The sequence below is a fragment of the Actinoplanes xinjiangensis genome (genome assembly GCF_003148685.1).
Classification (GTDB): domain Bacteria; phylum Actinomycetota; class Actinomycetes; order Mycobacteriales; family Micromonosporaceae; genus Actinoplanes; species Actinoplanes xinjiangensis.
In genome coordinates, this window is record NZ_QGGR01000025.1 from 119,122 (window position 1) to 145,291 (window position 26,170).

The following is a 26,170-nucleotide window of genomic DNA, read 5'->3' on the forward strand; positions in this document are numbered from 1 at the left end:
ACCCGATGCATCGATAATGATGACCGCCCACAGAGGAGGGACATCTTGCATCGACGACGCCGGACATCCATCATCACGAGCCTTCTGCTCGCCGCCGCCTGCATCACCGGACTCCCACCGGCCGCCGCCGTGGCGGCTGCGTCACCCGGCGGTCTCGACGTCTACACGGCGACCCTCGACACCGCCCAGTGGCAGACGTTACGCACCGCCGGCGTGGACGCCGGCGAACTCGGCCGCCCGCCCGGCCCGGGACGCACAGCCACGGTCCGTACGATCCTCGGGCGTAACCAGGCGCAACGGCTGATCGCGGCCGGCGTCCCGCTGACCGTCGCACCGTCCACCACCCGGATGCGCGCCCGCGCCGCCGCCGCCGCACCCACCGTCTTCCGGCCGTACGGCGGCCCCGGCGGCATCCGCGAGGAACTGGAGGCCACGGCGGCCCGGTTCCCCCGGCTGGCCCAGCTGAAGACGATCGGCACGACCGTACGCGGCGCGCCGATCCAGGCCGTCAAGGTGACCGCGAACGCCCGGACGGTGCCGGACGGCCGCCGCCCGGCGGTGCTGTACCTCGGCGGTCAGCACGCCCGGGAGTGGATCACCCCGGAGATGACGCGACGACTGCTGCACCACGTCCTGGACGGCTACGGCACGGACGCCACGACGACCCGGCTGCTCGACACGACCGAGCTGTGGTTCCTGCCGGTGGCGAACCCGGACGGCTACGACATGACGTTCACCTCCGACGAGTACCGGTACTGGCGCAAGAACATGCGCGACGACGGCGACGGGGTGTGGAGTCCCGCCGACGGCGTCGACCTGAACCGCAACTTCGCCGAGAAGTGGGGCTACGACAACGAGGGTTCGTCACCGGACCCGGCCACCGAGGTCTACCGCGGACCGCGCCCGAACTCCGAGCCGGAGACCCGCGCGATGGACGCCCTGTTCCGCCGGGTCGGTTTCGAGTTCATGGTCAACTACCACTCCGCCGCCGAGCTGATCCTCTGGGGCTCGGGCTGGCAGGTGGAGACCGTCAACCCGGACGATCAGATCTCGATGGCCCTGGCCGGCGACGACGCCCACCCTGCGGTGCCCGGGTACGACCCGGACATCAGCGCCGAGCTGTACGTCACCAACGGTGACACCAATCTGTACGCCCAGGCCCGGTACGGCACGATCGCCTTCGCACCCGAGATGTCGACGTGCGAGACCGCGTCGGCGTCGGTGCCCGACGACGCGTGGCTGCCGGAGGACTGCCGCACCCCGTTCGACTTCCCCGACGACGAGCGGCTGATCCAGGCCGAGTTCGCCAAGAACATCCCGTTCGCGCTCTCGCTGGCCCGTTCCGCGAAGGACCCGGCGAACCCGGTGTCGGCGGTCGGTTTCCAGACCCGTGACCTGCTGGCCGATACGTTCCCGGAGTCCTTCGGCGCGACACAGCCGGTCGCCGTGACGGCGAAACGCTCACTGGGTGCGGTGACACTGCGATACCGGATCAACAACGGGCGGGTACGGACGGCGCCGGTCACCGAGTGGCGGGGCGGCGAGCGGTACGGCGGGACCGCCGACAGGTACTTCACCGAACTGCGCGGCACCGTCCGCGGGCAGCGGCCGAAGGACCGGGTGACCGTCTGGTTCACCGCGGCCGGCGGCGCCCGCAGCGAGCCGTTCACCTACACCGTCGCCGACCGTACCGGCGGTGAGGTGCTCGTGCTCGCCGCCGAGGACGTGACCGGGATCGCGCCGGCCGCCACCGACGGCGCGACCTCCGCCCGCTACGCCGACGACCACGTCGCGGCCCTGCGCCGGGCCGGCCACACCGCCGACGTCTACGACATGGACACCCACGGCCGGCGGGCACCGCACCCGCTCGGCGTGCTGTCGCACTACCGCGCCGTGGTCTGGGAGACCGGCGACGACATCGTCCCCCGCGACCCGGGCCAGCCGGAGTGGACCACCACCCGCGCCGAGTTCGCCACCCAGCTGGCCGTCCGCGACTACCTCAACGAGGGCGGCAAGCTGCTCTACTCCGGCCAGTACGCCGGTTATCCCGCCACCCAGTACGTCGTCTACAGCACGCCGGAGGCCCCGGCCGAGTGCGGCATCGGCGACGACTGGAACTGCCAGCCGCTGAGCGACGACTTCCGGCAGTACTGGCTCGGCGCGGGCACCTACGCCGCCGGCGCCGGCAGTTCGACACTCGCCGGTACCGCCGGCCCGCTCGCGGGCTTCACCGCCCCGGCCGGACCGCAACAGCACACCGCGGCCTTCCTCAGCACGTCCAGCGAGCTGCCGCCGGACGAGTTCCCCCAGTTCACCAGCACCGTCCCGATGGTGTGGGCACCCGACGGCACCGGCCCGTACGACCCCGCCGACGGTGACTGGTATGTGTCCAGCGGACAGGCGGACTCGTCGTTCAAGCGCCTGACCCAGACCGTCGACCTGACCACCGCCACCGACGCGCACCTGCGGTTCCGGACGTCCTTCGACACCGACGCCGGCGGCGACTTCCTGTTCGTCGAGGTACGGGAGACCGGCACCGGCACGTGGACGACGCTGCCCGACACCGGCGGCCTCACCTCCACCGACACCGGATGGGGCTGCCTGTACGGCCGGGTCGACCCGCACCCGTTCATGGCGCACTACTGGGGTGAGGACTGCGCCCCGCACGGCAGCACCGGCGACTGGAACGCGGCGAGCGGCTCCAGCGGCGGCTGGAAGGACTTCGACGCCGACCTGTCCGCGTACCGTGGCCGGCAGGTCGAGGTGTCCATCTCCTACATGTCCGGCCACTACACCCAGGGGTTCGGCGTCTTCCTCGACGACGTGCGCGTCGACGTGGACGGCACCGACCTCACGCGGACGTCGTTCGAGAGCGACCTGGGCGGCTGGACCGTGCCCGGTCCGCCGGAGGGTTCACCACCGGCCGCCGGCGACTGGACCCGGAGCAGGCGGGCGTACGACTTCGGTGCGGCGACCGCGACCGCGGACACCCTGTATCTCGGCTTCGGACTGGAACGACTGGCCCCGGCCGACCGCGACGACCTGGTCGCCCGCGCCATGCGGCACCTGCTGCCGGACTGATCCGGCAATCCCGGCGGCCGTGCCCCCACGGCATCGGCCGCCGGGACCGTGCCCTACCGCGGATGCCGCTGCTGCCGGCCCGCACGCAGCAATCGTGTGACGTTCGCGACGTCACGCGGGAGGCGGTTCGCCTCCTACGTCTGCGCGGTTCGTCGTTTGTCGTCGGCCTGCGCCGCGGCGGCCCCGGCCTTGCGGATGGCGTCCTCCAGCGGCATGGCGGCCCCTTCGTGGGTGCTGTCCCGTGGTTTCACCATCGTGGCAGTGGCGCGGCCGGTGGACGGACGGCCGGACGTGTGGAATCGGCGCGATATCCGGCGGAAACAGTTCGCGTTTAGCGTGGCAATCTGGCGCGGCTCCGGATGCGCGCCAGGGGGACTCGTCACGAAAGGAGCAGGTCGTGAATCTACTCCTGCTGACCGATGGCCATGCCGAGGTGCTGCCCGCACTGGACCTGCTGCCGTACGCGGTGCAGATCCTGCCCCGCGACGACTGGGCCGGGGCGGCCAAGGACCCGCACGCGGACGTGATCCTGGTCGACGCGTGCACGCAGCTGACCCAGGCCCGGGCGGCCTGCCGGGCACTTCGCGGCAGCGGGTCGGCCGTACCGTTCATCGCCCTGGTCCGGGAGAGCGGGCTGGCGGCCGTCGGCGCCGACTGGTGTGTCGACGACTTCCTCCTGACGACGGCCGGCCCGGCGGAGGTGGCGGCCCGTCTGAGCATGGTGGTGGGGCGGCGCGGGCAGCAGGTCACCGCGGGGGACGATCTGATCCACATCGGCGACCTGACCATCGACCCGCACAGCTACACGACCCGGCTGCGCGGTGAGGCCCTGGCGCTGACGTACAAGGAGTTCGAGCTGCTGAAGTTCCTCGCCCAGCAGCCGGGCCGGGTGTTCAGCCGGGACCAGCTGCTGCGCGAGGTCTGGGGCTACGACTACTTCGGCGGCACCCGCACGGTCGACGTGCACGTGCGCCGGCTACGGGCCAAGCTCGGGCCCCGCTGCGAGACGATGATCGGGACCGTTCGCCAGGTGGGCTACAAGTTCGTCATGCCGCCCGTCGCCACCCGATTGATCCCGGACGCGACGCCGTCGATGGCCGCCTTCGAGGAGTCACTGGCCGCGGTCCGCTGAGGCCCGCTTCGTTGGGGCGCCCGGCGCGGCCCAGCCGCCGCCCCAACGAGACAGTTCCTCAAGGCACGTCGTGGCCCGCGGTCCGCCGGGAGAAACAGATACCAGGGCACGTCGTGGCCCGCGGCGGGCCTATGACACAGGTCCCAGGAGCACCTCGCAGCCCGGTGGGCCGGCGAGAGCCCGGTCGCCTACGAGACCGCCACCGGGACGCGCGGGCGCAGCAGCAGGGCGCACGGCACGGTCAGCCAGGCGGTGACCACGACCGCGCCCAGACCCCACCGCAGGCTGGTGACGTCGGCCAGGAATCCGATCGCGGGCGGGCCGACCAGCAGTCCGGTGGTGCTCATCGCGGCGGCCGCGGTGAGTGCGGCCGGGCCGTGGCGGGCGGCGGCGACGTACAGGCACGGGCTCACCGCCGCCATGCCCAGACCCACGCAGGCGAATCCGGCGAGCGCGGGCCCGGCGCCGCCGGTCAGCAGTGCGGTGAGCAGGCCGGCGCCGGCCAGGGTGCTGCCGGCGGCGACCACCGCCCGGTCGCCCCAGCGGTCCCGCCAGCCGTCGGCGAAGAACCGGGCCAGCAGCATCATGCCGGAGGTGACCGCGATCCCCAGCGGCAACAGGTGGTCGGCGGCGTGGACGGTCTTCAGGTACAGCGCCGACCAGTCGGTGACGGCACCCTCGGTGATCGTGGCCAGCAGCATGGCCAGACCCAGGCCGACGACGACACCGGACGGCCGGGACCATCGGCGGTCTGCCGGTTCCGCCGCCCTCGAAGGTGCGCCCGAAGATGCGCCCGAGGTAGCGGCCGAAGGTGCGCCCGAGGTTGCGGCCGAGGTTGCGGTCGAGGGTGCGCCCGAGGTTGCGGTCGAAGATGCGGCCGAAGGGGCCGCCGAAGATGCCGCCGGCAGGTCGTCGGTGAGCAGGCCCGGGGCGGCCGCCGGCACCGCGAGCAGCACGGCACCGGCCACCGCGAAATGCACCGCCACCGAGCCGGTCACCGAGGTGATCGCCGAGGCCAGCAGGGCGGCGCCGAAGATGCCGCCGCTGAACGTGGCATGCAGCCTGGCCATCGTGGTCCGGCCGGACCGCTTCTCCAGGGCCGCGCCCTGGGCGTTCATGGCGACGTTCAGGCAGCCCACCGCGACGCCGTCGATCAGCAGCACGGCCAGCAGCGACCGGTAGCCGGGGGCGGTCTCCAGGCCGGCCAGCGCGGCGGCCAGCACCAGGACGGCCGCCAGTGCGAGACGGCGCGATCCGAGTGCCGTCATCAGTTTCGGCACCAGCGGGGCGGAGACCACCGCGCCGACACCGGCGGCCAGCAGCAGCACACCGACCTCGGCGGCGGACAGGTGCAGCCGGTCGGCGAGCGCGGGGATGCGTGACGCCCAGGTCGAATACTGGAAGCCGAGGGCGAAGAACAGGGCCGCGATCGACAGTTGGGAACGGCGGAACGACATGCGGGCCCTATCCGATCGCGCGGGACATGTAGACGGCGTCCGGGCCGTAGGAACCGGGCAGGGCGACGTCGGGGTGCGGGCCGAATCCGCACACCGTCCAGAACCCGGCGGTCCCGCCGACCGACACGAGCGAGATCCGCTGGTACGCCTGGGACCGGGCGAGCGTGGACAGGTGCCCGACCAGGCGCCGGCCCCAGCCGCAGCCGCGCAGATCGGGGTCGATGACGATGTCGTGCAGGTGCAGGTTGGGCGAGCGGTGCGCCCGGCCTTCCGGCCGGTTCAGATCCGGAAAGGACCGTGGAGGGTACGGCAGAGCGAGCAGGTAGCCGCCGATCCGCCCGCCGGTGTCGAGCACGAACGACGTGGCCGGGTACGCCCGTGACCGTAACGCCTGCGGGGTCTCCGTCAGACCGTCCGGCCCGTACGCGCCGGACTCCAGCCGGGTGATCGCCGGCCAGTCGGGATCCTCGATCGGCCGCAGCCGGGTGCCGCCGACCGTGGCCGGCGCGGACTCCCGGTGGCGCAGGTCAGACATGGGGCAGAGGGGTCTCGCGGGCGGCCGCGACGAGTCCCGCCCACGCGTCGATGAGGTCCGCGTAGTCCTCGATGTCGCGGCGTGCCTCGGACAGCAGGACGTCGCGGTGGTCGCGGATCCGGTCGGCCACCCCGGCGAAACGGCCGCCCAGCGTCCGGTACGCCCGCTCCATCAGCCGCGCCTGGGTCTCGTTGGGCTCCTGTGGTTGCCGTGCCGAGGCCCGTACGATCGCCGCGATGTCCGCCGGGTCGTCGGTGGTCATCCGCTGGTAGATGAAGTGGAAGTAGTACATCGACAGGATGAACTTGGCGAACCGCATCTGATAGGCCAGGAAACCCGCGTCGGTCTTGCGTTCGCCGGTGTGGAAGTTGACGATGTGCCGGTTGTGCAGGACCCCGGGCAGTCCGGCCCGGTGGGCCACGTGGATGAGGAAGTAGTCGCTGCCGATCGTGTCGGTGGCCGGCGGCAACGGCACCTTCTCGTGCAGGCCGTGGAAGCTGATGTTGTGCATGTCGACGCGCATCGGGTCGACGACGGACAGCACCGCGTGGTCGCCGTCGAAGGGTGCGCTACCGGTGAAGGAGTCCTCGACGAGGGCGCGTTTCTCCGCCTCGGTGCTGCCCGGCGCGGCCCAGAGGCTGACCAGGTCGTAGTAGCCGTCGGCCTCGCGGACGTCCTCGACGTCGACCGACATGTCCCCGACGAACGACGCGCCGACCATCGCGACGGTCAGGTCCCGGCGGCTCTCGTCGAGCCGGTCCTCGTCGGCCACGACCTCGCGGGCGGGCCGGCCCAGGGCGGCCAGTTCGGCATGGATCGGGAAGACCTTCTCTCCGGCGTACGTCTGGAAGTACAGGTCGGAGTCGCGCCGGTGCACCGACTCGCAGCCCAGCGCGGCGGCGATCAGGAAGGCCCGGTCGGTGCAGGCCCCGTAGGAGCATCGGTCCGGCAGCAGCAGGTCGAGCAGCCGGGCGGGTCCGGCCGCACCGGCCCGCCCGATGACCTGCCGCAAGAACTCGCGCTGGTGCGTCTCGTCGAGGTGGTGCACGGTGCGGGCGTCGGCCAGGGTCTTCGCGTGCGACGTGAAGTCGTCGGAGGAGTCGAGCACCAGCAGATGCACGTCGACGTCGTGGTGCCGTTCGGCGTACTCCGCCTCGGCCATCACCTCGGCCAGCGTGGCGGAGCACTCCCGGTTGGTCGGCACCACCAGACAGATCCGGCGCTTCACGCTTTTACACTCCCGAAACAGATAACGGTTCACCAATCGGGCAAGCCGCAACGAACCTAGTGGGCGATCTTGAACCCCCACAAGCCCCCGATGTGAGGCGTTTTCGGATTCGCTGGTCGCGGCCGGTTCCGGAACCGCCGAGTGCGCATCAGTGCGATTCGCGGGCCACCTGATCGCCGCTGGAACCGAGCAGGAAGTCACAGTCGGCGCCGGTGTCGGCCTGCCCGACGGTGTCGACGTAGAGCCGTTCCCAACCGCGCCGCGGCGCCGCGTAGGCCTTCGCCGCCTCCGGCGACGGTTCGCGGGCCGCCCATTCGGCCGCGGGGACGTCGGCGTCCAGGCGCCGGTTCGCGACGTCGAGGACGATCATGTCGCCGGTACGGACCCTGGCGAGCGGCCCGCCCGCCGCCGCCTCCGGCGCCACGTGCAGGACCACCGTTCCGTACGCGGTACCCGACATCCGCCCGTCGCAGATGCGCACCATGTCGCGTACCCCCTGCTCCAGCAGTTTCGCCGGCAGCGGCATGTTGGCCACCTCGGGCATGCCCGGATAGCCCTTGGGCCCGCAGCCGCGCAGCACCAGCACCGAGTCGGCGGTGACGTCGAGGTCCGGGTCGTCGAGGCGGGCGTTGAGGTCCTCGACGGAGTCGAAGACGACCGCCGGCCCCCGGTGCCGCAGCAGGTGCGGTGACGCGGCGGCCGGTTTGACGACCGCACCGTCCGGGGCGAGGTTGCCGTAGAGGACCGCGATCCCGGCGTGCGGCCGCAACGGCTCGGCGCGGGAGCGGATCACCTCGCGGTCGTAGACCCGGGCGTCGTCCAGGTAGTCGACGAGCGGCCGGCCGGTGACCGTGATCGCGGCCGGATCGAGCAGGTCCCGGACCTCGGCGAGGACCGCGTGCAGACCACCGGCACGGTAGAGGTCGTCCATCAGGAAACGGCCGGCCGGCAGCAGGTCGACAAGCAGCGGCACCCCGGCCCCGACGGCGTCGAAGTCGTCCTGGGTCAGCGGCACCCCGAGCCGGCCGGCGATCGCGAGCAGGTGGACGACGGCGTTGGTGGAGCCGCCCAGCGCGGCGAGGGCGACGATCGCGTTGAGGAACGAGCCGCGGGTCAGCACCTCGCTGGGCCGGCGCCCCTGATCGACGAGTTCGACGGCGAGCACACCCGTCGCGTGGGCGGCCTCGAGCAGCCGGCTGTCCGGTGCCGGGGTGCCGGCGATCCCGGGCAGGGTCATCCCCAGCACCTCGGCGAGCAGGCCCATCGTCGACGCCGTACCCATGGTGTTGCAGTGGCCCTTGCTTCTGATCATCGAGGATTCGGAGCGCTGGAACTCGGCCGAGCTCAGGGTGCCCGCGCGGACCTCCTCGGACAGCTTCCACACGTCGGTGCCGCAGCCGAGCGGCACGCCGCGGAACGTACCGGTGAGCATCGGGCCGCCGGGGACGACGACGGCCGGCAGGTCGACGGAGGCGGCGGCCATCAGCAGGGCGGGGATGGTCTTGTCGCAGCCGCCGAGCAGGACGACACCGTCGATCGGGTTGGCGCGCAGCATCTCCTCGATCGCCATCGCCGCCATGTTGCGCCACAGCATCGCGGTCGGCCGGACCTGGGTCTCCCCGATCGACACGACCGGCAGGTTGAGCGGGATGCCGCCGGCCTGCTGGATGCCACCGGCGACACTGCGCGCGACCTCGTCGAGGTGGGCGTTGCAGGGGGTCAGGTCGGAGGCGGTGTTGGCCATCGCGATGTGCGGCCGCCCGTCGAACGCGTCGGCGGGCAGCCCGCGCCGCATCCAGGCACGATGGATGTAACTGTTGCGGTCGTCGCCGGCATACCACTGCGCACTGCGTCGCGATTGCATCGCCAACCTCCGGGATCACTACGATTTCATCGACAGAGACAACTTCGCATCGGGGCGCCCATGATCACGCGATACGCCGCGCAGGTGGCGACCGGAACCGGCTACCTCCTCGGTGAGGGGCCGGTGTGGGATCCCGCACGGCAGCGCCTGCTGTGGGTCGACATCGTGGCGGGCGAGGTGCACGAGGGCCGGCTCGACGGCCGGATCGAGCCGGTCCGGACCTGGTCCTTCGACCGCAGTGTCGGCGCCGTCGCGGTCGCGGAGAGCGGTGATCTGCTGGTCGCCGAAGAGCGGACGCTCACCCGGGTGCACACCGACGGCAGGCGTACGCACCTGGCGCGGGTGCTGCCCGACGAGGCGCCGGGCAGGTTGAACGACGGCGCGGTGGACCCGTCCGGCCGGTTCCTGATCGGCAGTCTCGGCGGTGACCGGGAGGTGCTGGTCCGTTTCGAGAACGGCGGCTGCACCACGATCGACGACGACCTGACACTCTCCAACGGTCTGGCCTGGAGCCCGTCCGGTGACCGTTTCTACAGCGTCGACACCCTCAGCCGGCACGTCTACGTCCGTGACTACCCCACCGGCGCCCGCGGGGTGCTGTTCACCGTCACCGACGGCCATCCGGACGGCCTGTGCGTGGACGCCGCCGGCAACCTGTGGCTGGCCGTCTGGGGCGGGGGGCGGGTCGAGTGCCGCTCCCCCGCCGGTGAGCTGCTCGCGGTGGTGGAGGTGGACGCCCCGCACACCTCCAGCGCCGCGTTCGCCGGGCCGGATCTCGATGTCCTGGTCATCACCACGGCCACCGAGGACCTCACCCCCGCCGACCTGGCGCGGCATCCACTGTCCGGGCGGCTGTTCACCGCCCGGGTCGGCGTGGCGGGGCTGCCCACGCCGTACTGGAATCCCCGTCTCTGATCTCAGCCCTTCACCGCGCCCGCGGTGAGGCCCTCGGTCAGGAAACGCTGGCCGAAGGCGTACATGATCACCACGGGGATGCTGACCAGCAGCGACGCCGCGGCGAGCTGGCCCTGCGGCACGACGTCGCCGGCGATCATCGACTGCATCCCCACGGGCAGTGTCTTGTACTCGTCCTTGGTGATGAACACGAAGGCGAACAGGAACTCGTTCCACGCGTTGGTCAGGGTGAACAGCGCGACCGCGAGCAGGCCCGGTTTGGCCAGGGGCAGCACCACCCGGCGGAAGGCCTGGACGCGGGTGCTGCCGTCGACCAGCGCGGCCTCCTCCAGGTCGATCGGGATCGACGCGAAGTAGCCGGTCAGCAGCCAGGTGGCGAACGGCAGCGTGAAGGTCGGGTACGTCACCACCAGCGACCACAGCGAGTCGGTGAGCCGCGCCCCGATCAGCAGTTGGTACAGCGGGATGAACAGCAGCGCACCCGGCATCACGTAGGTGAGCAGCACCGTGACGGTGAACCCCTGCGCGCCCCGGAACCGCAGCCGGGCCAGCGCATAACCGGCCAGGGCGGCGCAGAGCAGCGCCACCACGGTGGACGCCGCCGACACCATGATGGTGTTGACGTACCAGCGGCCGAACGGCTGGTTGGTGAACAGGGCGCCGAACTGTTCCAGCGTCCACGGCGTCGGCCACAGGTCGTTGTCGCGCATGACGACCTGGGTCTCCGACTTGAACGCCGTGACGAAGATCCAGTACATCGGGCCGAGCACGAAGGCGAGCAGCCCGGCCAGCGCGACACCGGAGCCGATGCCGGACACGATCGAGGACGCCCGGCGGCCGCCGCTCGCCCCCAGTGCCGCCACGACCCGGCCGACCGCCGCGGCGATCAGCAGGATCACCGCGAGAACCACCGCGGCCTTCCAGAAGATCTCCGGTGACGCCCAGAACAGCAGTCCGGTGACCACGGCGGTGACGATCCACGGCAGCGGCTTGAGGGCGGTCCGGGGCACCCGGGGGATCCGGTCCTCGCGCAGCAGGCGGACCAGCACGAACACCAGGCCGGCGATGATCGGCAGCATGACCAGGGTGACGGCCGCTCCGGCGCCGTACTGCAGTTGCAGGATCGCCTTGGAGTAGGCGACCAGCACGTACGGCGCGGTCACCTCGCCCGGTCCGCCCTGGGTGAGCAGCCAGATCAGGTCGAAGTTGTTGAACGTCCAGATCGACGACAGGGTCACCGTCACGGTGATCACGTGGCGCAGTCCGGGCAGGGTCACGTGGGTGAACTGCTGCAGGGGCGACGCGCCGTCGATGGTCGCGGCCTCGTACTGCTCGGCGGGGATCGACTTCAGCCCGGCGAGGAAGCAGACGGTGAAGAACGGCACCCCCTTCCACACGTTGACCAGGATCACCGACGGCATGGCCAGCGACGGGTCGGACAGCCAGCCCGCGGGCCAGGCGTCGATCAGATGCACGCTCGCCAGCAGCGGGCCGATCCCCGAGTCGGTGAGCAGCGTGTTGACGCTGCCGAAGATCGGGTCGAGCAGGGCACGCCAGCTGAACGCGGTCACCACCGTCGGCACCACCCACGGCACCAGCAGCAGCCCGGTCAGCAGCGCCCGCCCGCGGCGCAGGCGGTGCAGCAGCAGGGCCGCGGCCAGCCCCAGCACCACCTTGAACACCTCGGCGTACGCGGTGAAGACGAACGAGTTCACCACGCCGGTACGGAACTGCCCGTCACCGGCGAGCGAACGGTAGTTGGCCAGGCCGACGAAGACGCTGTCCGCGCCGTGCCGCTCGGTGGTGCTGGTGATCATCGACTGGATGATCGGGACCAGCACCAGCGCACCGACCAGCACCGCGGTGGGGGTCAGGAACAGCGCCGCGAGCCGCCAGTCCCGGCCCAGCCGCCGCTGGACCGGGGTGAGCGAGCCGGGCCCCGGTGGCGGGGAGTCCCGCGTCACCGGGGGCGGAGCGGTGCGGACCGATCTCACTGCGGCAGCCCCTGCTGGGCGAAGATCTGCACCATCTTCGCGTGGGCGGCGGTGACCGCCTGCGCGGGCGCGGTGCCCTGCACGACCTGCTGCATCATGTCGGTGAGCACGTAGGCCGCGACCACGGCCTGCTGGCCGGCGCTGGCCTTCTGCGGGAAGGACAGCCCGTTCTTGGTGGGCAGCGGCAGCGGCTGCTGGGACATGGTGCGCAGCATCGGGAACGCCGGGTCGCCGCCGCTGAAGAACGGGTCGGCGTCCCAGACCTTCTCCCACGCGGGCATCGCCAGGCCGGGGGCCTCCTTCGCCACGCCGACCAGAGCCGGCGCGCTGACCAGGTACTGCGCCAGGACCTTGGCGAGGGCGCCGTTCTTCGCACCCTTGAAGACGACGAAGCCCTGGGACTGACCGAGCAGCAGCGACTTGTCGGTGGCCGGGCCGATGCAGTCGGAGAAGACGTGCGTGTTGCCGTACACCGGATTCTTCTTGGTCTTGGAATCGGCGTAGACGCTGAAGCTGTTGCGGGTGTAACCGAGGACCCCGGCCAGCCAGTTCTCGTTGTTGCTGGTGTCGGTCCAGCTGTCGACGCCGGGCGGCAGCATCGTCTTGTACTTGGGGTTGGTGTAGACGTCGCCGAGGAAGGTGACCGCCTGCACCGTCTCCGGGGTGTCGAAGGTGACCTTGCGGCCGTCGTTGGAGGCGATCGCCCCGCCGTAGGAGTTGATCAGCGCCTCGATCATGCCGTTGCCGTCACCGGAGCGGTTCACCGTCATGCCCCACCCGAACCGGCGCTTGGCCGGATCGGAGATCGCCAGGCACAGGTCGCGCAGTTCCTCCCAGGTGTAGACGTCCTTCGGCGTGATGCCCTTCTCCTGCATCCAGTCCTTGCGCAGGAACGACCCGATCCCGATGAAGTGGTACGGGATCGCGAACCACTTGCCGTCGAAGACGCAGAAGTTCTTGGCCTCCGCGCAGGGTTCGCCGTACACCGCGGTCAGCGCCGTGACGACGTCCGTCACGTCCTCCAGGTCGCCGAGGGCGTGGAACTGTGCGACGAACCGCGAGTCCGTCATGAACGCCAGGTCACGGGCCACGCCGCCCTCGACCTCAGCGTGGATCTTGGCCACCACGTCGCCCGAGTCGGCCTGGACCAGGCTGTTCTCGATCGTGGTCCCGGTCGCGCTGGCGAACTTGCGGATCGAGGCGTCGAGTGCCTCGTTGGCCGCCGTCGAGTACAGCTTCTGCGACAGCATGCCCATCGATGTGCCCTTCAGCGACGCGGCGGCGTCGAGCAGGGCCTGCGGTACCTCCGCCACCGGTGCCTTCGGCGACGACCCGGAGCCGTCGCCGCACGCGGCGAGGCCGGCCGCGCCGAGCACCCCCGCGCCCATCCCCAGAAAGCCGCGCCGGGACCACAACGGGTTCCCCTCCATAGCCGCTCACCCCTTTGTTCGAGATTTCGAACGTGGTTCGATATACCGTATCGGGTGGACGCGACGCTAGGACAGACCCACGAGAGGTGTCAATGTTTCGCAGCGATTGCCGACTATCGGGACGCGGTCGGATACCCCATGCGCGCCGACAGCGTGGCCGCCCCCGCACGCACCAGCGCCGTCCACTCCGACGGCGCCTGCGGGGTCCAGCGGATGATCGGGGCCGACAGGCTCATCGCCGCGACGACCGCCCCGGAATGATCCCGGATCCCCGCGGCGACACAGCGCATCGCCGTGTCGGACTCCCCGACGTCGACGGCGACACCCTCGGCCCGGACCTGCTCCAGATGGGCCCGCAGCCGCTCCGGGTCGGTGATGCTCTCCGGCGTCATCGCGGCCAGCGGGCCCTTCGCCAGCACCGCGTTCAGGCTCGCCCGGTCCAGGCCGGCCAGCAGGATCTTGCCGACCGCCGTGCAGTGCGCCGGCAGCCGGCGGCCCACCCCGGAGACCATCCGGACCGGGTGGGTGCTGTCCACTTTGACGAGATAAACGACGTCCGCGCCGTCCAGCACGGCCACGTGCACCGCCTCGTCACAGGCGGCGGCCACGTCCCGTGCCACGCTCTGCGCCTCCCGGACCAGGTCGAGACGCCCGGCGAACGCCGAGCCGAGCTGGAACAACGGCATCCCCAGCCGGTACCGCACCGGCTGGCCCGGAACGGGGACCAGATACGCCCGCTCCACCAGCGTGACCAGCAGCTCGTGCACGGTGGTCCGGGGCAGGTCCAGTCGCTCGATCACCTCGCGGGCCGACATCTCCGGCCGGTCCAGGAACAGTTCGAGGATGTCGAGCGCGCGGATGACCGCCGGTACCACACGGGCCACGTCGAAAGTCCTTTCGATCTCCACCACAGGCTAACGGAGGGTCACATGCCGATCTCCCTTCACCACCTGCGTGCCGGCGACCGGTCACGCTGGGCAGTGTGCCAGGACGGCGGGTGGGCCGAGCTCGACCATCCTCTCGCCGACCTGCTCGCGTGGCCGCTCGACCGGGCCCGGGCCACGGTGGAGGCCGCCGCCCGCCACGCCCACGGTGACATACCCGCGTACCCCGCGGCACCACCCGTCGACCGGCAGGAGATCTGGGCGGCCGGTGTCACCTACCAGCGCAGCCGCGACGGGCGCCGGGAGGAGTCCGGCCACGGCTCGCTCTACGACCACGTCTACGACAGCGACCGCCCGGAGATCTTCTTCAAATCCAGTCCCTGGCGTGTCGTCGGCAACCGGGACGCCGTCGGGATCCGCGCCGACTCCGGCTGGGACGTGCCCGAGGCCGAGGTCGGCCTGGTACTCAACGCGACCGGCGACGTGTTCGGCTACACCCTCGGCAACGACATGAGCAGCCGGTCGATCGAGGGAGAGAACCCGCTCTACCTGCCCCAGGCCAAGATCTACGACCGGTCCTGCGCGCTCGGCCCGGCGATCGTGCCGAGCTGGGCCATCGGCCCCGGCCCCTTCGAGATCGGACTGCGGGTGCTGCGCGACGGCCACGAGGCGTACGCCGCGACGACCTCGACCGCGGCGATGGCCCGCAGCTTCCAGGACCTGGCCGGCTGGCTGTTCCGCGCGCTGAGCTTCCCGGCCGGCGTCGTCCTGCTCACCGGCACCGGCATGGTGCCCGACGCCGCCTTCACCACCCGCCCCGGCGACACCGTCGAGATAACGTCACCGGCGCTCGGCACACTGACCAATCCGGTCGTCGCCATTGGCGAGATCATCGATGGCCTGATAGGCGTTGGGGATGGCTAACGCTCTGGTGGTCCGTGGCGGCTGGGAAGGTCATCGTCCGGTGGAGGCCACCGACCTCTTCCTGCCGTTCCTGACCGACAACGGCTTCGACGTCCGCATCTCCGACTCGACGGCAATCTACGGCGACGCCGCCGTGATGACCGAAACCGATCTGATCCTGCAATGCGTGACCATGTCGTCCATCGAACGGGAGGAACTGGCCGGGCTGCGGGACGCCGTCGCGGCCGGCACCGGCTTCACCGGCTGGCACGGCGGCATCGCCGACTCGTTCCGCGCCTCGTCGGACTACCTGCAACTGGTCGGCGGCCAGTTCGCCACCCACCCCGGCAAGGAGCCGGGCTGCCGCGTCCAGGACGAGACCGACAACTTCCTCACCCACACCGTCGAGATCACCGCACTCGGCCACGACCACCCGATCACCGCCGGCCTGACCGATTTCACCCTGACCACCGAGCAGTACTGGGTGCTGCACGACGACCTCGTCGACGTGCTCGCCACCACCACCCACCCGGTCCAGCCGTGGCACCCCTGGCACCGGCCGATCACCTCACCCGCCATCTGGACCCGGCAGTGGGGCCGGGGCCGGATCGTCGTCACCACACCCGGCCACAACCTCGACGTCCTTCAGGACCCGTCCGTCCGTACCGTGATCGAAAGGGGTCTGTTGTGGGCGAGCCGCACCGCATCGGCATCGTAGGCACCGGATGGATCTCCGGCGCCTACCTGGAGACGCTGCGTGACCATCCGTCGGTGACCATCGCGGCGGTCGCCGACCTCGACGCCGACCGGGCCGCGTCGGTCGCCGCCGGCATCCCCGGCTGCCGCGCCCGCCCGGTCGACGAACTCCTGCGCGACGACTCCATCGCGACGATCCTCAACCTCACCGTCCCGGCCGCGCACGCCGACATCGCGCAGGCGGCGATCAAGAACGGCAGGCAGGTGTACGGGGAGAAGCCGCTCACCGCCGACATGCCCACCGCTCTCGCCCTGATGGAGCAGGCCGATGCGCTCGGTGTCGCGGTCGGCTGCGCCCCCGACACGGTCCTCGGCACCGGCGTGCAGACCGCCCGCGCCGCCGTCGACGCCGGCGTCATCGGCACCCCGCTGTCCGCCGTCGCGGTGATGGCGACCGCCGGCCACGAACGCTGGCATCACCAGCCGGACTTCTACTACCTGCCCGGCGGCGGCCCGCTGCTCGACATGGGCCCCTACTACCTGACCGCCCTCGTTCACCTGCTCGGCCCGATCGTCGCCGTCACCGGCGCCGCGTCCCGGCAGCGCACCTCACGCGTCATCGGCACCGGCCCCCGCGCGGGCGAACGGATCCCGGTCGGCGTCGACACCCACGTGACCGGCGTGCTGCACCACGCGAGCGGCGCCCTGTCCACCATCACCACCAGCTTCGACGCGGTCCGGACCACGGCCGCCCCGATCGAGATCCACGGCGAGACCGGCACCATCGAGGTCCCCGACCCCAACCGGTTCGCCGGTGACGTACGCCTGTTCGCCCTGGGCGCCACCGACTGGCAGACCCTGCCGCCGTCCGCCGGTTACGCCGACGCGTCCCGCGGCATCGGGCTGCTCGACATGCTGACGTCCCCGTCTCCACGGGCGAGCGGCACCCTGGCCCTGCACGTCCTGGACGCCATGACGGCCCTGCTCTGCTCGGCCGCCGAGGGCCGCCGCATCGACCTCACCACCACCACCGATCGCCCCGCCCCGGTTCCCCTGCTCCCGGCTGCGCGGTGGCGGGGCACCTCCGGAGAGTAGCGCCCTCACCCGGAAAAGGCCGCGGGCCCCAGGGCCCGCGGCCGCATTACTGGATCGCCCAGGTCGCCCGCCAGACTTTCGCGGCGCACGTCGACCGATCGACAGCAATGATCATACTTCCGGTCAAGTCCGGGCACCCCGCCGTGTCGTGCGTCTATCCAGTCAGGGCGGCGAAGCAACCATATCCGGGTGATGGGTGAAGGACGGTTCCGTCTCTAGACTCACGCTCAACCGTCCACAATCGATCATTGAAATAGATCTTTCATGGAGAGCACCACACGCATCGGATCGAGGAAACAAAGTGCGCTCCTTTCTGGATCTTCTGACCGGGGACCAAGTCGGGAAAGTTCTCGGCCTCGGCCCGGAACGCCCATTTCCCCGTCGGGCCACGCTGGTGCGCCAAGGCGATCCGACACAACATGTCGTGCTGCTGAGCTCGGGCTGGGCCAAGGTCTCATCCGAATCCAGCAGCGGCGATGAGCTGCTGCTCGCCATCCGTGGCGCCAAGGACATCATCGGCGAGCTGTCCGCGATCGATGGACTCCCCCGGTCGGCGACCGTGACCGCGCTGGTCCCGGTACGTGCGCGGGTGATCAGGGCCGATCGCTTCGTAGGCCACCTCCACGAACACCCGGACGTCATGTTCGCGATGCTGCGACATGTCGCCGCCCGGCTGCGTGAATCGGACGCGGAACGGCTCCGCTACGTTTCCACTTCCAGTTCGGCGCGCACCGTGGGGCTTCTGCTCGATCTCGCGGATCGACACGGCGTACCAACAGGAAACGGCATTCTCGTCGACCTGCCGCTGACCCAGCAGGAAATGGCTAAAGCGGCGGCGACCTCCCGCGAAATGGTGGCCCGCACGCTCCGCATTCTGCGTGAGCGAGGGCTTGTCCGGACGAGCCGGCAACGCATCGTACTGGCCGAGATCGATGCCCTCCGGTCGATGGCCGACTCTGTGCCGGATGACGCATAGCGGGTGTGTCCCGCGGCGTCGAGGCCGGCGGCGAAACGATGGAGCCTGATCGGTATGGAAGAACAGCAGATCGCGGAACAACTTCTGGCGCACAACCGGCAGGAAATCGACAGGGCCGACGGGAAGGCGGTACACGGCCTGGCGGTGGCCGGCACCGCGGCGGCCGCCGTCGTCGGGTTCGTCCTGGGCGGCAGTTGGTCGCCTCGGGAACTCGGGCCGGTGCAGACCGGATTCTGGTGGATCGGTGCCGCACTGTGGATCCTCGGGGCGGTCTGCCTCCTGCTCGCCATCTACCCGCGCGTGTCGGGTGAGCCGGACCGCAGCCGACTCGCCTACTTCGGTCATGTCGACGCCATGGATGACGCGCAGCTGACCGAGGCCCTGCGGCACGCGGCGGCGCAGCCACTGACCGGCGTGGTCAGCGAACTGCGCTGGACCAGCCGGATCGTCCTGATCAAGTACCGCTTCATCCAGCTCGGGCTGGCCTGCCTGTGCCTGTCCCTGCTGAGCCTGGCGGCCCAGGCCATCTGACCTCGACCGGTGTAGGAGGTGACGACGTGAGCACTTTTCTGACGCAGCTCCCGCCCCGGCTGGTGCAGGAGGTGCTGTCCCTCGGGCAGCGGCGGGCCTTCGCCGACGGCGAGCACCTCATCCGGCACGACGATGACGGCGACTTCGCCGTGATTCTGTGCCGGGCACGGGTCAAGGTGATCGCGGTGACCGCCGGCGGGCGCTCGTGTCTGCTCGGCATCCGCCACTCCGGGGATCTACTGGGTGAGATGTCACTCCTGGGCGGCATGCCCCGTTGCGCCTCGGTGATCGCGGACGGCCCGGCGTCGGGCTGTGTCATCCCGGCGCCGAGGTTCCTCCAACTGCTGCGGCAGGAACCGGAGGTGGCACACGAGGTGGCGCGAACGGTCGCCGCCCGCCTGCGTCAGGCCGACGCCCGCCGGGCGGACTTCACCTATCCCGCCCGGGTGCGGGTGATCCGCCTGATCGCCGAAGAGGTCGCCGAGGCCGCCGCGGACAACCAGCCCGCAACCGTTCGTCATACCCAGCGTGACATCGCCGACCTGATCGGCTCGTCCGAGGTCACCGTCCAGAAAGCACTCCGTGAACTGGCGATTTCCGGGCTCGTCACGACCGGGTACGGCGTCCTGGTCGTCCCACGCCCGGCACGTCTGGTAACCGAAGCGCATCGACTCATGGAAACCCGTCATCGGTTGTAGTCCGCCGGCATCACGGCGAACAGAGTGGTTCGTCGCTCATCAAGGGGAGGAACACCGAAGTGCATCATCACGCCCGCTCTCACACCGTTATATCCGTCGATATCGTGAACTCGTCCGAGGGCGGGTCGCTGCGGCACACCCGTCTGGTGGAGGCGCTGCACGAGACGATCGGGACGGCCATGGCCGAGTGCCCGCTGGGCGCGACATGGCTGCCCCGCCGGGACGGCGACAGCATGACGATCGCGGTTCCGGCGAACGTCGGCAAAGGCCAGGTCCTCGGTGAGTTCCCGCCCCGCGTCGAACGTGAACTGCAGCGCTACAACTCCGGGCGGACACCGGAGGCACAGTTGTGGTTCCGGATGGCGGTGACGCACGGCGACGTCGTCGTCGACGGCAACGGCCAGCTGCTCGGCGGCGAGGCACTGGTCGAGGCCGCCCGCATCCGCGACATCGACCCGCTGCGCGAGGCGATGGACGCCGCACCCGAGGCCTACATCGGGCTGGTCCTGACCGACGAGGTCTATCGCACGTCGGTCCGGGACGGCGACCCGGCGCTCACGCCGAACGCCTACCACCGGGTCGAGGCGAAGTCGAAGAGCTACCAGGGAACGGCTTGGATCCGGCTGCTCGGCATCGCACCGCCCCGCAACGGCGGGCCGGGTGGGCCCCGCGAGCCCCGGACGCCCACCCCCGGACCGCGGCCGGCTTCCGGTGACATCAGCATCGTCACGAACCATGGGATCGCACAGACCGGACCGGATTCGGTGGCGGTGATGCGCAATGGCTGACGACGGCCACCAGCCGGAGAAGAAACCGGCGTCCGAGGCCGGCACTCCGGAGCCGGTGGCCCCGCCGGAACCCGTTGACGAGACGGCCGAACCGGCCGCTGCCGAACCGGAAGTAGCGACCAGCCCACCACCCAAAACTCCGGCTGGAGAGCAGGCCGCGAAGGAGCCGGACGAGGGCGCGGGCCGGCACCGAGGCCCGGATACGAACGCGCAGGGCGTTGCGGGTTTGCTGGGCACGCCACCACCGCTGGGGAAGACCGGCGAACGGGCCGAGCCGGCGCCCGACCAGTTCCGGCTCGGCCCGGACGACGACCCCATCGCGCGACGCCGCAGCGGCGACCGGTTCAACAACAATTTCGGCATCGCCCAGTCCGGCGCGCATTCCGTCGCGGTGCAGGTCAATCTGCCCGGCGGCGAGAAGATCACCCTCGTCCGGTACGAACTGACCGACGACGACCTCACCCGGCTGGGCAGGCTCTACGTGGAGAGCGGGAACTTCCGGGCCGCCCTGCGCATCCTCCGCGCGCACCGGGTGGTGGTCCTGCACGGGCCCGAGGGCAGCGGTCGCACCGCGGCCGGCCGGGCTCTGCTCGACCGTCTCAAGTCGGATGGTCTGATCGACCGGGTCGGCGGCCTCGTGCTGCCCGACGGGGTGTCCGTCAGCGACGTAGCCGGGCAGCCGGAGGCGTTCCCCCATCGCTGGGGCATGGTCCTTGAGCTCCGCGACGGCACCGAACTGTCGATGGGCGACCGGATACTGGCCTACCGCGACTTCGCCGCCAGGGCCGACGGATACATCGTGCTCGTCGGGCCGCCGGCCGGCGAGGACGAGATAACCCAGTACGCCGTGTCCCATCAGTCGCCCGAACCCGCCGGTCTGCTACGGCGCCACCTCGTCGAGGAACTGCCCGCGTCGTTCACCGCGCCGCAGTTGCAGGAGATTCTGGGCCAGGACGCGGTGACCGGATACCTCGGCCAGCACCAGCGTCCGGGGCAGGTCGTGAAATTCGCCATCGCGCTGGTGGAGGGCCTACCGGTCGGCCGGACGGTGGATGAGGTGATCGCCACGCTTGAACCGGATTGGCGCGACCTGGCCCGCCGGGCGTTCGAGGACGCGCTCACCGCGGCCGACGATCCGTTCGGCGCCCCTCGCCGCCAGGCGCTGCGGACGGCGTACGCGATCTTCGACGGCCTGGAGCTGAGCGAGGTCTTCTTCGCGGCGGAGGAACTTCTCGGCATGCTGCGTCGCGTCGAGGCCCCCGACTCCACGCCGGCCCGGCCGGTCTTCGGTGATGTCCTGGACAAGCTGCTGTTCAAGGACATGCTCGGCGACGGTGGCATCGACCGGACAGAGTCGGCGAGCGGACGGCGGGCGCTGCTGCGCAACCCGCACCTGTCGGACGCCTTCCTCGACGTCGCCTGGAACGACTACGACACCACCCGGTTCGTGCTGCCGCAGTGGCTGGACATGGTCGCGACAGGCGGTCGTCCCGTGACACGGCTCCGCGCCGCACAGGCAGCGGGAAAGCTGGCGCTCTATGACTTCGAGAAGGTCATGGCGGACCTCATCCGGCCCTGGGCGCTCGATCTGAACGGCCTCCGCCGGCAGGCCGCGGCGTGGGCTCTGGAACAGGTGAGCCGCAACGAGTGGTACTCCGCCCGGGTCCGTGGCCGTGTTCACGACTGGGTGCTGAGCAACGACGCCGAACTGCACGACACGGCGGCCAGGGTGTACGGCACCGCGTTCGGGGCCGAGTCGCCCGAGGCCGCGATGACCGATCTGCACTCGATCGCGATGGACCCCAGGCAACTGAAGTTCCGCAGCGTCGGCCACGCCGTCGCGAGTCTCTATCTGGCCGACCCGTCCGGGCCCGTGCTCGATCATCTGAATGCCTGGCTCAGCGACGCCTCACCCGAGGTCGCCGCCCACACGGCGTGGGCTCTGCTCTACCTGGCCCGCATTCTCGACAGCGAGCGGCCGGAGTGGCCGCAGTTGCTGCTGGACGCGAGCAACGCACCCGACCGCCGGCCGGTGCTGGCGCGGCTGTGGCGGGCCGCACTGTCCGGCTCCACCACCACCTTCCTGGCCTGGGACCTCCTGCGTCAGTGGCTGGAGCTGCCCTACCGCAACGGAAACCAGGACGGGGACGTGCCCGAACAACTCCTGCTCCTCGTCATAGACACCCTCGACGGCCCGGCGCTGCGGCGGCGCGGCCGGTGGCACGTCGGCCTCTGGCTCCGCCGCCGACCCGACGACCGACTCCTCAAAACGCTCGACGACCGACTTGTGGAAGGGCTGAAACGATGATGACCAGTCAGGAGAAGCGACCCGGCCTCTGGAGCCGATTCTGGGGCTGGCTGAAGGGTGCGCCGGCGAGCGGACCGACCCGGCGCAGCACCGAACAGGCGCCGCCTCCTCCTTCCCCGCTGCCGCCGCTGACCCAGGTGGCCGACGCGGGCCAGCCGCTCGCCATCCCGGCGATGGGCGAGGCCTACGACTTCGAGGTCCAGGTCGAGGCCACCTGGACGGCGGTCGCGACCGACCTGGACGCCCTGAACACCCGCTCCGGTCGGCAGGCCGAGGGCGTACGCCAGGCCGTACGCGACAAGATCTGGCAGGTCGGCAGGTCCTTCGGTCCGCACGAGGCGCTGGACGCGGAGCGGGCGATGACCGAGAGGCTGCCGCACGAACTCTGCTTCACCGACACCGAAGGCTCGCTGCGGTGCAGCGTCAAGGTGCGGGTACGGCCGGACGCCCGCGTCATCCAGCACCTGCTGCCGTACTCGCAGCGCTACCTGGACGCGGTCTCCAACCAGGTGCTGCTGCTCAAGCGGGCGGATCTCGTCGAGGAGTTGGCCGACCGCTGGCGCGACGTCCTCGCCGAGTTCCTCGATCAGGAGGTCGGTGACCTGGTTCTCCCGTATGCCGCCCAGCTGACCGACAAGTCGTTCGCGGTGGCGGTGAGCGGGCTCGAGAGCGACCGGCGGACCGCCCGCGCCGAACTGGCCGAGGTGCTCGACCGGGCCGCCAAGAGCCACACCCGTGTGGGCCTGTTCGAGTTCGCCGAGACGTACGAGGCCGCCCTTCTGGCCTTCCGCCGCAGTCAGGGCCTGGCCGGCGAAATCGGTGACGCCTCATGAACGGGATTTTCCGCCGGCGTTGCGCCTACCTGGCCGCTGCGGCGATCACCGCACCACTCCTGGCCGCCTGCGACCCGCCGGTTCAGGCGCAACCCTGTGAGTGGATGGCCGAGCGAGGCGAGACGGACGGCCGCACGGCGATCCTCGTCGACGTCACCAACTCGACACGGGCGAGCGGCTCGGGCCGCGGTGCGCCGGACTACCCGGTGGCACTCAAGAACAGCATCGCCAGGGCGGTGGAGGCACGGGACACCGTAGCGGTCGCCCCGTTCAGCGGGTCGGAAGCGGATCTGGCCTGGAGTACGACCGACCAGTCCGCGGACTGGGCCCGGGACGACGCCAACCCGGAGAACCGGAAGGATCGCCAGGACGAGGCGGAGGAGTGCCTCGGCAATGCGGTCGGGCTGGCTCAGAACACGGCGCCGACGGCTGCGGGCACCGACGTGCTCCGGCCGGCGGCCACCGCCGCCGAGTGGCTCCTCCAGGGCACGGGCAGCAAGCATCTGGTGATCGCGTCCGACGGGCTCATCACCGCGGGCTGCGCGAGCCTGGTCGAATCCCGCTTCTCCGGTACGGCCGAGATCGACGCGATCGTCAAGGCTTGTTCCTCCCCGTCGGTACAGGAGCTGAGGCCCACCGCCTTCGAGGGGATCACGGTCACCCTGGTCGGCATCGGCCATCCGGCCGCCGGTCAGCCGGTTCCGGCACCGGCCGCGGCGCAGTGGCTCAAACAGCTCTGGCAACGACTCTGCACCGAACAGGGCGGCCAGTGCGACGTGCGGACGTCGTCGGTCGGCAGCGCGCCAGACCGGATCGGGCCGGCCCCGGTGAAACAGTTCGACGACCCGAAGATCGACTACCGCTCGAAGGAGATCCGTTACAGCCTTCCGGAGGCCGCGCTCTTCGAGACCGGCGAGTCACAGCTCCGGGATGACGCCGAGCCCCTGCTCATGGAACTGGCGGTCGCCCTGCGGACCGGCAGTGTGGTCACCGCCCGCGTTCTGGGCTTCGCCGACCCGCGCGGCGACGGCATCTCGAACCGGACCCTCTCCGACGACCGCGCCGAGGCGGTGGCCGCGTTCCTGCGGAGCGAGAGCGTGGCGAACGTCAGCGCCGAGGGCAGGGGCGAGACCAACAGATGCGCCGACGGCAGCACGTTCCCCGCCGGCGCCGCCTCCGACAAGGAGACCGAGTGCGCCCGCCGGGTCGACGTCGTGGCGACCAGAGCATGAGGAGACACTGACCATGGATGAGTCAGCCAGCAACGGCCGGCGATGGCAGGCCCCGGTGCCCTGCCCCGCCGCCACCACCCTGCTCGGCGACCCGGCGATGCCCACTCGGCCGCCCCGTGTCCAGGACATCGAGGCAGCAGCCCTGCTTCGCGCGTTCAGCAGGGCGAACGCCGCACTGCTGCAGGCCCGGACGGCTTTGGACGAGGCCGGCGATCTGGTGGTGGACCGCTTCCACCGGGCGCAGCACGCCATCGACTGGATCACCCGGTACGTGTACCGGGACAAGGCCGCCGAAGCCCGGCGGGCCGAGGACGACGTCGTCCGTCGGCACGCCGACGACGGCCCCGAAGACCGGCGGAGGCGGGCACTGCCGAAATGGACGATCTGGGTCGTGCTGATCGTCGCCGGAATCTTCGACGTGGCCTTCGTGGGCAACGTGGTCCAGCGCATCTTCGGCGCCGGGCCCGACGAATTGATCTACTACCTCTCCTATCTACCGGGCATCGGTCTGGCCTTGGGCCTGTTCGTCGCCAGTCAGCGCCTCGCCGAGAACCTCTTCCGTCATCGGGAAAGGGCGACCCGATCGGGGCGGCGCGGCCGACTGAACCCGCGGCTCCTGCTGCGCAAGGTGTTGTGGGACTGGCGGCCGGAGGAGGAGACCCGCGAGGACCGCGACCTGCCCTGGGACCGCCTGGCCGGCCCGGTGGTCTTCGCCGGCCTGATCGTGGGAATGCTGGGGGCCGGCGCCTACATCCGGGCGGCGCAGGCCAAGAGCTTCCAAGCGCTGGCGGATTTCCAGCCGGTCTTCGTCGGGCTCCTCGTGCTGCTCAGCGTCTCCGCCCTCGCGGTGAAGGCCCTCACCCACAACCCGCACGCCGACAAGGCGCTCGACGCGCGTAAGGGCATGGACCGGGTTCGTAAGAGCGTGAATGAACTGACCGAGGACGCACGGAAGCCGCTGGTCGAGCACAACAAGGCGTGGAACGCGCTCCGATCGGCGATCCTGTCGGTCGAGGGCGAGGCGGTCCGCATCGTCGAGGAGGAGTGCGCCCGGATCCTCGACGACCGTGGCCGGCGCGGGGAGGACGGCCCGTTGCGGCTGCCGCTCACCGTGCTGCAGCGGGCCGGCGAGGACGGGAAGACGACCGAGCAGCCGGTACTCCCGACACTACGTGTGGACATCCTCCAGGACGCCCGTGACGTGGCCGAGCGCCATCACCCCCGGATCCTCCGGTCGGCTTTCGCGTCCGCGGGAGCTGCCCTCAACCGCCAGTTCCGGACCGGCGACCGGGACGCGCCCCGGATCGGTGAGATCCCCGCGCCGCGGCGGTCCGCGGACGTGGGCGAAGAGGGGTAACAAGCGGCCGGGGTGGCCTTGAGCGCGGGCGCCGTCTCGCTCGGGGCCACCAGGCCCCGGGCGGGACGCAAGCGGGCCGGGCTGACCGTGGACCGGGCTCGGCGCGCCGGGCGCAGCGTGGTGGACTCCGACGAGGGTTAGTACTGCAACCCGATGTCGTTGCTTACGGCGGTTCGAGTCGTTTGCGGTAGTGACAGGCTCGAGCTTGTTCCTGGCGTCGGCGGCGATATCGG

21 protein-coding genes are annotated in these 26,170 nt (G+C 70.8%); 14 read left to right on the forward strand and 7 right to left on the reverse strand.

Annotated features, from left to right (window positions below; all coding sequences use genetic code 11):
• The first annotated feature begins 45 nt into the window (after positions 1 to 45).
• Together BC793_RS37880 and BC793_RS37885 are read left to right on the forward strand one after the other, a co-directional pair.
• The gene (locus BC793_RS37880) at positions 46 to 3,081 is read left to right on the forward strand and encodes a M14 family metallopeptidase (RefSeq protein WP_109601422.1); all 3,036 of its coding nucleotides are present in this window, start codon (positions 46 to 48) and stop codon (positions 3,079 to 3,081) included.
• Positions 3,082 to 3,478: 397 nt separating this feature from the next.
• Entirely contained in the window at positions 3,479 to 4,213 is a 735-nt protein-coding gene (locus BC793_RS37885; RefSeq protein WP_109601423.1) for a winged helix-turn-helix transcriptional regulator, read from the forward strand.
• 188 nt (positions 4,214 to 4,401) lie between these two features.
• Here BC793_RS37885 and BC793_RS37890 read toward each other — a convergent pair whose 3' ends face one another.
• The 4 genes from BC793_RS37890 to BC793_RS37905 form a co-directional block, all read right to left on the reverse strand.
• On the reverse strand, positions 4,402 to 5,670 hold the full coding sequence (locus BC793_RS37890) for an MFS transporter (RefSeq protein ID WP_109601424.1): 1,269 nt from the start codon (positions 5,668 to 5,670) through the stop codon (positions 4,402 to 4,404).
• Positions 5,671 to 5,677: 7 nt separating this feature from the next.
• Positions 5,678 to 6,205, reverse strand: a complete 528-nt coding sequence (locus BC793_RS37895; RefSeq protein WP_109601425.1) for a GNAT family N-acetyltransferase — start codon at positions 6,203 to 6,205, stop codon at positions 5,678 to 5,680.
• Positions 6,198 to 7,433, reverse strand: coding sequence for a DUF6271 family protein (locus BC793_RS37900; RefSeq protein ID WP_109601426.1), 1,236 nt, complete (start codon positions 7,431 to 7,433; stop codon positions 6,198 to 6,200). Before BC793_RS37900 ends, BC793_RS37895 begins: the two co-directional genes overlap by 8 nt.
• 148 nt (positions 7,434 to 7,581) lie before the next feature.
• Positions 7,582 to 9,297 carry an IlvD/Edd family dehydratase gene (locus tag BC793_RS37905; protein WP_109601427.1) on the reverse strand — a complete coding sequence of 572 codons (1,716 nt, stop codon included), beginning with the start codon at positions 9,295 to 9,297 and terminating at the stop codon, positions 7,582 to 7,584.
• 60 nt (positions 9,298 to 9,357) lie between these two features.
• Between BC793_RS37905 and BC793_RS37910 the strand changes: the two genes are divergently transcribed.
• Entirely contained in the window at positions 9,358 to 10,212 is an 855-nt protein-coding gene (locus BC793_RS37910) for an SMP-30/gluconolactonase/LRE family protein (RefSeq protein ID WP_109601428.1), read from the forward strand.
• Between the two features lie 2 nt (positions 10,213 to 10,214).
• Here the strand turns inward: BC793_RS37910 and BC793_RS37915 are convergent, their stop codons facing one another.
• From BC793_RS37915 to BC793_RS37925, 3 genes are all read right to left on the reverse strand, one after another.
• Positions 10,215 to 12,206: an ABC transporter permease gene (locus BC793_RS37915; protein ID WP_109601429.1), complete on the reverse strand. Its 1,992-nt coding sequence runs from the start codon at positions 12,204 to 12,206 to the stop codon at positions 10,215 to 10,217.
• A complete protein-coding gene (locus BC793_RS37920; protein ID WP_109601430.1) occupies positions 12,203 to 13,636 on the reverse strand; it encodes an ABC transporter substrate-binding protein in 1,434 nt (477 codons plus the stop codon). Before BC793_RS37920 ends, BC793_RS37915 begins: the two co-directional genes overlap by 4 nt.
• 113 nt (positions 13,637 to 13,749) lie before the next feature.
• Positions 13,750 to 14,520, reverse strand: a complete 771-nt coding sequence (locus BC793_RS37925; protein WP_109601431.1) for an IclR family transcriptional regulator — start codon at positions 14,518 to 14,520, stop codon at positions 13,750 to 13,752.
• Positions 14,521 to 14,565: 45 nt separating this feature from the next.
• Here BC793_RS37925 and BC793_RS37930 point away from each other — a divergent pair, with 45 nt between their 5' ends.
• From BC793_RS37930 to BC793_RS37980, 11 genes are all read left to right on the forward strand, one after another.
• Complete coding sequence (locus BC793_RS37930; protein ID WP_109601432.1) at positions 14,566 to 15,444, forward strand: fumarylacetoacetate hydrolase family protein; 879 nt, start codon at positions 14,566 to 14,568, stop codon at positions 15,442 to 15,444.
• Entirely contained in the window at positions 15,437 to 16,141 is a 705-nt protein-coding gene (locus BC793_RS37935) for a ThuA domain-containing protein (protein ID WP_109601433.1), read from the forward strand. The genes BC793_RS37930 and BC793_RS37935 overlap by 8 nt, the downstream gene beginning before the upstream one ends.
• Positions 16,111 to 17,214, forward strand: a complete 1,104-nt coding sequence (locus BC793_RS37940) for a Gfo/Idh/MocA family protein (protein ID WP_109601434.1) — start codon at positions 16,111 to 16,113, stop codon at positions 17,212 to 17,214. The genes BC793_RS37935 and BC793_RS37940 overlap by 31 nt, the downstream gene beginning before the upstream one ends.
• 301 nt (positions 17,215 to 17,515) lie before the next feature.
• The gene (locus BC793_RS37945) at positions 17,516 to 18,190 is read left to right on the forward strand and encodes a Crp/Fnr family transcriptional regulator (protein WP_239170504.1); all 675 of its coding nucleotides are present in this window, start codon (positions 17,516 to 17,518) and stop codon (positions 18,188 to 18,190) included.
• Between the two features lie 54 nt (positions 18,191 to 18,244).
• Entirely contained in the window at positions 18,245 to 18,721 is a 477-nt protein-coding gene (locus tag BC793_RS37950) for a Pycsar system effector family protein (RefSeq protein ID WP_109601435.1), read from the forward strand.
• A 26-nt stretch (positions 18,722 to 18,747) separates the two neighbouring features.
• Entirely contained in the window at positions 18,748 to 19,419 is a 672-nt protein-coding gene (locus tag BC793_RS37955) for a Crp/Fnr family transcriptional regulator (RefSeq protein WP_146246645.1), read from the forward strand.
• Positions 19,420 to 19,523: 104 nt separating this feature from the next.
• Positions 19,524 to 20,207 (forward strand): hypothetical protein, encoded by a 684-nt coding sequence (locus BC793_RS37960; RefSeq protein WP_109601437.1) that lies wholly within the window; start codon positions 19,524 to 19,526, stop codon positions 20,205 to 20,207.
• Positions 20,200 to 22,515 carry a hypothetical protein gene (locus BC793_RS37965; RefSeq protein WP_146246646.1) on the forward strand — a complete coding sequence of 772 codons (2,316 nt, stop codon included), beginning with the start codon at positions 20,200 to 20,202 and terminating at the stop codon, positions 22,513 to 22,515. Before BC793_RS37960 ends, BC793_RS37965 begins: the two co-directional genes overlap by 8 nt.
• Positions 22,512 to 23,348 carry a hypothetical protein gene (locus BC793_RS37970; protein ID WP_146246647.1) on the forward strand — a complete coding sequence of 279 codons (837 nt, stop codon included), beginning with the start codon at positions 22,512 to 22,514 and terminating at the stop codon, positions 23,346 to 23,348. Before BC793_RS37965 ends, BC793_RS37970 begins: the two co-directional genes overlap by 4 nt.
• Positions 23,345 to 24,580, forward strand: coding sequence for an OmpA family protein (locus BC793_RS37975; protein ID WP_109601440.1), 1,236 nt, complete (start codon positions 23,345 to 23,347; stop codon positions 24,578 to 24,580). Before BC793_RS37970 ends, BC793_RS37975 begins: the two co-directional genes overlap by 4 nt.
• A gap of 13 nt (positions 24,581 to 24,593) precedes the next feature.
• Positions 24,594 to 25,937, forward strand: coding sequence for a hypothetical protein (locus BC793_RS37980; protein ID WP_109601441.1), 1,344 nt, complete (start codon positions 24,594 to 24,596; stop codon positions 25,935 to 25,937).
• The last annotated feature ends 233 nt before the right edge of the window (positions 25,938 to 26,170 follow it).